The organism is Candidatus Moraniibacteriota bacterium, assembly GCA_028688415.1.
GTDB lineage: Bacteria > Patescibacteriota > Minisyncoccia > Moranbacterales > UBA1568 > UBA1568.
This window is the reverse complement of the sequence record JAQTYF010000004.1, coordinates 1-9,616: the sequence shown is the minus strand read 5'-3', so window position 1 is coordinate 9,616 and position 9,616 is coordinate 1. Positions and strand designations below refer to the sequence as shown.

The 9,616-nt window shown below is 48.3% G+C and carries 2 protein-coding genes; both read right to left on the bottom strand.

The genetic code is table 11. The annotated features are described in order from the left end of the window. Nucleotides 1-391: 391 nt before the first annotated feature. Nucleotides 392-2,617, bottom strand: a complete 2,226-nt coding sequence (locus PHH40_04900; protein MDD2767061.1) for a LamG domain-containing protein — start codon at nucleotides 2,615-2,617, stop codon at nucleotides 392-394. A gap of 263 nt (nucleotides 2,618-2,880) precedes the next feature. Continuing rightward, on the bottom strand, nucleotides 2,881-9,616 hold a 6,736-nt coding region (locus tag PHH40_04895; GenBank protein ID MDD2767060.1), incomplete at its 5' end, for a tail fiber domain-containing protein.

Sequence of the window (9,616 nt, the reverse complement as noted above, 5' to 3'; positions counted from 1 at the left end):
GAGACATCTGCCAGAAGAGGTATGCGAAGACAGGCACTGCGAGGAGTGCGAGAGTGAGGAGGAGGGTTTTGGGAGAGAGATGAAACATGGGGAATAATTTTCAATTTCTAATTTCTAATTTTCAAACAATTTCTAATGACTTATGAATAAAACATATTCAGAAAATGTACGGACAGTAGAAAATACCTAATATCTAATACTTACTACAAAAGCACAAAACACAGTGCACAAAGACCAAACAGAACACAAATTACAGAATACAAACTAATTCAATTTTTTGCATACAGATAAAACACAAATTACGGGACACAAAACAATTGATTGTTACTTCATCATATCATAAAAATATTTTTCTTTCTCATCTCTGACTGTTCAATCGCGATTGAAAAATTTACCGACTAGCGTTGTAGAGAGTGGTGACTTCCGAAGCGGAGAGGGCGCGGTCGTAAACACGGGCTTCGTCTATATTTGCCGGAAGTGTTGCACGCGCAGTGCATCCACCAAGATAAACATCCGAGCCATAAGTGCCGTACGATATTCCAAGACCGGCGGTGCCTGATGTGCTAGATACCATATTTCCATCAAAATACAAATTGAGTAGCCCAGAGGGTGCATCGTAGGTCGCAAAGATATGATGCCAACTGTTCTTAGGATAGGGATGAATATTGTGGAACGCTGTTAATGTTTGGGAACCATTTCCTACAAACGCGTAAACTCCGAAATTACTTGAGTATGCTCCCGCGTCCTTGATACATAGATGGATGTTTTGCACAACCGAACTCGAACCGCAATAACCCATAAAACAACTTGTGTCGACACCAGAACTCGTATTATCGACCCATGCCCCATAGGAAGCTGATGCGGGAGTAGGAGCACTATTTATCAAAACGTATTTACTACTATTAATCGAAAGTGCTTGTCCGATTTTGCCGATAGTGGGGGTTGGGCCATTGGTAAGGGTGCCATTGTTGCCGGCGCCAGAGCGATCATAAGCGGTGGTGCCATTCATATCCTGTCCATTGAATGACCAGTAGCCTTTCAGACTTGTATCTGTTCCAGTCGGAGCAGTGAGACGATAGAGCTCTGAGACTTCATCGGCTGAGAGGGTGCGATTGTAGACACGGACTTCATCGATACTCCCATCAAAAAATCCGATCCCAGCATTACTCCCAATATAAAAATTGCCATCACCATTAACGAAACCACCGGGTACGGTATCTGTCCCTGAAATATTCATTGCGCCATTGATATACATCACATAATCAGGTTTGTTAAACGTTACCACGATGTGATACCACTGATCCGTGACCATCGCACCAGTGCCCAAATGCATAGACGCACCACTACCAGGCCTCCAAAAAGGTGCTATAACACTATTGTTATGAGAAATTCCAAAATAATAGTAATCGTTTGATGTCCCCAATTTTGTTATCACTACGGTGTTTGTCCCATTGGTCGGAATAGAGTTTAATTTTACCCATGCAGAAAGGGTATAAGGGCCATTCGTAAATTTAAGCGAAGTATTGTTTCCAGCGTTGATATACTGATTACTTGCCGCAGCAAAATTCAGTCCACCGCCGATTTGTCCAGTCGTCCAGGTCGGGCCGTTGGTCAGTGTGCCAGTGTTCCCATTCGTACTGCTATCTGTCGCGCTCGTGCCAGTATTGTCATCCATCTTCCAATAACCTGCGAGGCCGGAGTCGAGTCGACCCGTGCCTTGGGATTGAGAAATACTGCTATTTACCTTGTCACTTTGTCCGAGGTCATAGAGATTTGCAATTTCTGTGACAGAGAGGGCACGGTTGTAGACACGGACGTCATCGATAAGAGCATTGGTATTTCTATCAGGATTACTATCACTTCCTACATGAAACAGATACGAACTAGAGACTGATCCAGAAACCGTAGTAGTTGAGTTCAACACGCCATCAACAAAAAGGTAGATATCATTTCCAGATCGCAGGCCTACGTAATGATGCCACTGGTTATCAGAAACCGTGGAATGAGAAGCGGTTACGATGAAACAAGTTGTACCATTTCCTATACCAAACTGCATCCTATTGGAACTATCGTAGGCAAGTGCGTACCCTAAACACCCTGCAGTATCATTACTTCTCTTACTCAACGCAAAATTACCAGCGCTACCCTGACTGACATACCCATTTCCTTTCAGCCAGAGTCCGACCGAGAAATCACCAGAACCGAAATCCAAAGCACCCGAAACTGGATCACCTACTGCGACGTAAGCATTTGTATCCACTCCTCCTGGCCAGAAACTGAGGGCTTGGCCGATTTTTCCTGGAACAGGACTGGTGGTTTGGCTCATATTGGTGAGCGTGCCGGTGTTGCCACTTCCAGAGGTATCAGCGATGGTACCGGCAGCAGAGGACGTCCAGGCAGTATCCTTGCCATCGAACGACCATTGCCCTACCAAGCCATTTGTAAGCGAAGTATTCTGCGAAGCATTTATTGTTGTTCCACTCACGCCAGATTTATTCAATGTCACCGCCGCACGTGTCTGGAAATACCAATACGCTCCGGTCATACCGAAAAGAATGAGGAGAATGATGATCCACTGCCACGTTCTACTTTTGGTTATATCGTATTGAGAAGCCATAATAATATCTAATACCGACTGAATACCAAATACCAAATACCTAATATCTAATTCCTAATACCTAATGAATGATTGAATACCGATTTAATACCTAATATCTAATTTCTAATACCTAATGAATAACTGAATACATAATTTCTAATTTTCAATTTTCAATTTTCAAACAATTCTCAATAATCTAATTTTTCAATGTTTCTATTTATTTCATTCATTTTGATATTTTCTTATTTGAGGATTGATTTGATATTGGGTATTCCCCATTCTTATGGAACGATATTCCCCTTCTGCTCTATGAGGAGCCAGTCGACTTTGGTCGGAGCGGTTACAGGTGTCGAGAGACGAATCTGGAATCCGACGAAATCATTTTGCGCATCTTTGGTCTTCTCGACCCAGCTGAATCCACTCGGGTTATTCTTCCATGTCGTGAAGATACGAGAACCGTTCACCATCGGGATCATAGCTCGAGTCATCACCGATACAGACGTGCCATCACGAGCAAGTACGAGAGTATCTGTCATCGGTAATCCTGTATAGTCATCATTTCCATCACTGTTCGCATCGAGAGCGACAGGTAGTACCTCGGCCGTACCGATGGTCGGTGCGAGAGGATCGGACACTTCGATCGTCAATCCTCCTGTTTCGAGAAGTACGGCTTTCAATTTTCCACCGAGAAGCACGCGATTGCCAGCGGCATCGACAGTGAGGTCAATATCTCCTGTAGCATTTTTAGCAATGACACTGTTCAGGTCAAAAGCCGTGTAGAAATCAGTGAGTGACTGCATCTGTGTTTCGAGAAGAGTGATGCGTGCGGTCTCCATATTCACGTCGAGACGCAACTGATCCGTGAGTGTATCGAGTGCCGTGAGACGGACATCATGATCAGTCAATCGCGTATCGTCGTTGGCAAAATACGTATCATACTGTGTGTTACGGAGAGTGAGTGCATCGAGTTTCGATCCTATGACAACGAGTTGTGTGTCGACCGATGCCTGGAGTTCATTGAGAGTCGTCACATTCTGATCTGTTCTCAGGTTGATAGACACAATCTGCGTCTGTTGTTCTTGGACAGCCTGAGCAATGATCGGGACGAGTCCGATGGTGTTCAATTCTTTGTATCCATTCTCATCGGTGATGACGAGACGAGGGAGGACAGACTCTACTTCTTGAGCAATAAATCCGAAATTCTTGGTCTCGCTGTCATTCTGATATTTCCAGTTGTATTCTACTGGACGAAGTGCCATCACTGCTGAGAGACTATCGGTCATACTCACGATATTTTTCTTCAATCGTTCGTCCGAAGAACAAGTGATCGTACCGTCAGTAGCGAGTGTACATCCTGTATTGTTCGCACTGTTGAACCGTGCGATAGCTCCTGTACCAGTCGCGAGTACATCGAGAGCATAGGCTGGTGTCGCGGTACCGATACCGACGTTGCCATTCATAAACACGGCAGAATATTCTGTCCCCGCCCCTGTACCGGCATCCACATAGAGACCCGTAGTTGTTCCTGCGTTGGATTCGGTATTGATATACATACCATAGACCGTATCGGCATTGGTCGCCCCTGCCACTCCGGTATCGATGTAACTTCCGTAAGCCGTGCTCGTCCCTACTCCGGCGTCATCAGTAGTGAGAAGCGTGTAATTGCCATAACTGTTGATCGTACCTCCAGTTGCGCCGGTTCTCGTGAGTGAATTGTAATTGCCATAAGTCGTATCCGTACCCGTGGTGACGATACCTGTATCGGTCAATGTACTACGTAGTGCATACTGTGTCGCACCCGTCGTACTTGTCGAAGCAAGCGTCACATCGAGTTTCGCGAGAGGAGTCATACCGACACCGACGAGTCCTGTCGATGTGATGTTGAGCAATGCATTACTATCCTGTACCGTCATACCAGAACCGATCAAGAAATTCGTACTCGTCGCATCACGACCAACGAAATAGTCACTTGATGAACCATCAAACTGTATAGAGAGGTCAGTCGCAGAACCATTACCGATCACGATCGCGCCTTCGGAAGAGCTCGATGATACGATGCTCAACTCTCCAGTACTCGAGGTGGAAAGTGTCGAATAATTGCTCACGTCATACGCGAGACGGATGGCATTGGATGTCCCATAGACTTCCAGTTGAACATTCGGAGTCGCTGTGCCGATACCGACACGATGATTCAGTCCATCCACTGAGAATGTCGTACTGTCGACAGAAAAACCATTCACTCCTCCAGAAAGAGCAAAATTCGTATCATTGGCAAGTGTCCACGTGGAAGCATTCACCGTTACAGTGTCAGCTGACGCATCACCGATAGTGAGATTGTCAGCGATAGAGAATCCCGCACCAGCGCCTGTCGCATCGAAGGTCACGACACCTGTTGCAGAGACTGATTGGGTGAAATAGTTCGAAGCATCATACGCGACACGGAGTTGTGGAGCGGTCGTTGAGCGCACTTCGAGAGCATTGGTAGCTCCTGTCGTCCCTGCACCGATACCGACATTACCCGCAAAATAGTTGTGATCATCGGCACCCGCTTGGTAGACACCGTATCCGGTTGTCGCGGCGATGTCCTCGAGATAGAGTCCATAGCCATTGGACACTGTGCCACTCGCACTCGCTCCACCATAGAGCGCATATCCGTTCGTAATACTCCCGCTATTCGCATCGACTTTTCCGTACATTCCATACGCATTCGTTATGGTATTGCCCGTACTTGAAGAAGCGATATTGTATGCCCCGTATAAGAGAGCTCCTGTAGTACCAGATGCTTCACTCCTGCTTCCATAGTTCGTATCCGCTCCCGTCGCTGTCACGTACGAACCGTAGAGGGTGCTCGCACCACCCGTACTCCCTGTCGCTGTTACATACGAACCATAACTATCGATCGTTCCTCCTGTCGCACCTGTCCGTGTGAACGATGTGTAATTACCATACGTGATATCCTGACCCGTTGTCACGACACCCGTATCTGCAAATGTTGTCCGAAGTCCGTATTCACTCCCAGCAGTTGTCGAGGTAGAAGTAGAAGCAACATCGAGCTTAGCTTCTGGGACAGCTATACCGACACCGAGCATATTGGTCGTGTTGTTGAAAAAGAGGCTCGCATTATCCTGCTCGAGAATACCACTCGTACCCGCAAAGAGGAGTGATCCGGCAGTCGGAGCATAGAACGTCGGAGCACCAGCACCGCCTGAGATGAGTGCTCGTCCAGCAGTACCGACGGCTGAGAAAGCGTAAGCAGAACCATCCGAATAGGCGATACTTCCTGCTCCACCGACAGTCGAAGCTCCTGTTCCTCCTGTAGCGACTGAGATAGAAGTCATCGTACTGAGCACTCCACCAGCATCATTAGTTACGATACCAGCGACACTGAGGCCTGAGAGCGTGATCGTTCCCGAGCTCGTGATACCCGTAGCGGCAGCAATCGCTCCGGCAGAATTGACCTGGAAGAGATCCCCGTTACCAACAGAAAGCATCGAAGCAGGAGTGGCATCACCGATACCGACAAAACCATGTGTAGAAGCGAGAAGGATATTGCCTGCGAGACCGGATCCTCCACCTACACCACCGAGAAGTGTAATGTCAGAACCATTCACGTTTGTCGTTCCACCATTACCGGCGGTAAGACTGATAGCACCACCAGTACCTGCCCCATTTCCATTTCCTGTTATGAGAGAAATTGATCCAGCGCTTGGCACTACACCGTTCCCATTAGCGGTACTCAAAGCTATTCTTCCCATAGTAATAGACCCTGATGGATTGAGAACAATCTGAGATGCTCCATATGTTCCATATGTCCCTCCCTTGAGCGTCACCGAGCCACCACCAGTTGTGTGTGGTCCATCTCCTCCCGCAATAAGTATATTCCCCGCTATACCACTCGTGCTCCCGCCTGCACCACTCGTAATACTGATAGCTCCACCATTACCCGTTGCTCCACCCGTCCCTCCGACATACGTGAATGCTCCACCGCTACCACTGCCATTTCCATTTCCTCCTGTGAATGAAAATCCTCCACCAATACCATTAGCACCAGTTGAAGAACCGCCTACTGCGGTAATGGCATTGACCAGTGTTCCTGAGACACTCGGCTGAGCAAGAGTAAGGAAGGCGGTAGGTGTCGCTGTCCCGATACCGATGTTGCCAGTAGAAGTGGCTGTTATGAAAGCATTTCCCGATTGGACAATGGATCCTCCGCCTATCATAAAGCTCCCCGTGGTATAGTCCGAACCAACAAAATAGGTGTTGAGAGAAGCGAACTGTGCTGAAGCATCCTGAGAAGCAGCGCCTGTACCGATGACAACAGCGGCCTCGGTGGTATTGGTACTTGCGAGAGAGAGATCGCCATTCGCAAGGGTAGAAATAGTATTAGCATTTGTTCCGTCATACGAAAGTCTGAGAGCATTGGAAGCCCCGTAGATATCGAGCATCGATGCTGGTGTCGCGGTCCCTAGTCCGAGTCTATTGTTTGTATCATCCCAGAAGAAGTTGGCATTGTCCTGTGCAAGGGCTCCAGATGTGGTAGCAAAGAGTACGCTTCCGAGAGTCGGAGCAAAGAAAGTCGGAGCTCCTGTTCCTCCTGAGATGAGAGCTTGTCCAGCGGTACCAACCAATGAGAAATCATAGGCTGTTCCTGTAGAATAGGCTATCGATCCTGCACTGCCTATGGTAGTCGCATTCGTTCCACCATTGGCGACAGGGATAGATGCCACTGTTCCGAGGACTCCTCCTGCGGTATTAGTCACGATGCCAGCCGTACTGAGTCCAGAAAGCGTAATGGTTCCTGAACTCGTGATACCTGTCGCTGCTACGATCGCACCGGCAGAATTGACCTGAAAGAGATCCCCGTTTCCGACGGTGAACATCGAAGCTGGAGTGACATCACCAATACCGACATTGCCATTTCCCAATACTGAAAATCTTGTTCCTCCAGTGAGAGTATATGCAATGCCTGAGTTAGCACCAGCGAAAGCATCTGTAGTCATAGAAGTATCAGATGCAATAGCTGAAATAGTTTTTGTTTCTCCATTGATAGTAATGGTATCACCTATCTTAAACGTATTGAGGAATTGTGTACCGACACCTGTGACAATTGTTCCTCCTGCCCCATTGGAAACTGTTCCTATTCCTGCTGTGCCTTGGGCGACTTGGAAATTAGCAGTAGGTGTCGCCGTCCCGAGTCCGAGTCGATTGTTCGTATCATCCCAGAAGAAGTTGGCATTATCTTCCGCGAGAATGCCTCCTGCTCCTGCAAAGAATATCGAACCAGCCGTCGCAGATCCGATCGTATCTCCGATAGACGAAATACCACACGCACCCCACGTAGGGACTCCGGTCGCTCCTGATTTGAGACACTGTCCCGATGTGCCGACAGCTGAGAAATCATAGGCTGTTCCTGTAGAATAGGCTATCGATCCTGCACTGCCTATGGTAGTTGCATTTGTCCCGCCTCTGCTTATCCCGAGCTGTCCAGTCCATCCAAGGGTGAGAGCATTACTCGCTATCGATCCGGTGATGTTGGTATCGTTGACCACCGATGTTGGTGCTGTGGTTGCAAGAGTGATACTCCCAGAAGCATTGGTCACCGTGATACCTGTTCCCTGGGTAAGTGTTGCGAGAGCATAGCCGGTACCTGTACCGATGAGGAGAGTTCCATTCCCTGCAGTAGCTCCAGAAACTCCTGTTCCTCCACGAGAGACGTTGACAAATTGTTCGGATCCGAGAGTACTTGTGCCTGTCCAGTAAGTGTTGTAGTTGGCTGTTCCTGTTCCAGTCACACCTCCGACACCAGAGACAGAAGCACAATACCAAACAGACGTTGTGTCGTTCCATGAGAGGACATCGTTTGCAGCACAGCCTTGGATCAGAGCGAGAGCATCACTTCCTACTCCTTGGAATTCCAGACCAGAGTTACTTGATGTTGATCCGACTCCATCGGCTGTTGTGAGGAGGTTGACAGAGAGTGTTGGTGTACCACCTTCGGAGGCTGATGATCCTGTGATACCGTTTCCATTGGTGATGGTAGCGACGTAGTTTCCGGTCGTGTCGGTAGTGAGAGCAACTTTGTCGGCACCGATGGTAGCGACACCGGCATTGGTAATGGTGACATCGCCTGACATACCGACAAATGTTGGGACACCTGTCAGATTGGCGACGAGGAATTGAGCATCGGTACCAGCCGTCGTGACTTGGACTGCGCCTGTACCATTGCCATAGAGGAGACCATTGGACGTCAGTGATCCGACTCCTGTTCCACCACGACTCACTGCGAGCTGTCCAGTCCATCCAAGGGTGAGAGCATTACTCGCTATCGATCCGGTGATGTTGGTATCGTTGACCACCGATGTTGGTGCTGTGGTTGCAAGAGTGATACTCCCAGAAGCATTGGTCACCGTGATACCTGTTCCCTGGGTAAGTGTTGCGAGAGCATAGCCGGTACCTGTACCGATGAGGAGAGTTCCATTCCCTGCAGTAGCTCCAGAAACTCCTGTTCCTCCACGAGAGACGTTGACAAATTGTTCGGATCCGAGAGTACTTGTGCCTGTCCAGTAAGTGTTGTAGTTGGCTGTTCCTGTTCCAGTCACACCTCCGACACCAGAGACAGAAGCACAATACCAAACAGACGTTGTGTCGTTCCATGAGAGGACATCGTTTGCAGCACAGCCTTGGATCAGAGCGAGAGCATCACTTCCTACTCCTTGGAATTCCAGACCAGAGTTACTTGATGTTGATCCGACTCCATCGGCTGTTGTGAGGAGGTTGACAGAGAGTGTTGGTGTACCACCTTCGGAGGCTGATGATCCTGTGATACCGTTTCCATTGGTGATGGTAGCGACGTAGTTTCCGGTCGTGTCGGTAGTGAGAGCAACCGCATTGGCAGAGATAGTCGTGACATATGATCCAGCAGTGTTGGTGATATCTCCGGAAAGCGCTCCAAAACGTGCCTCTGCAAGTGTCCCTGTGACATGCGTTCCAGAAAGATCGACGGCATTGGCGGTAATT

What these genes read in the sequence shown, in the direction of transcription:
- PHH40_04900 (MDD2767061.1), bottom strand. Translation starts at nt 2,617, where the DNA reads ATGGCTTCTCAATACGATATAACCAAAAGTAGAACGTGGCAGTGGATC.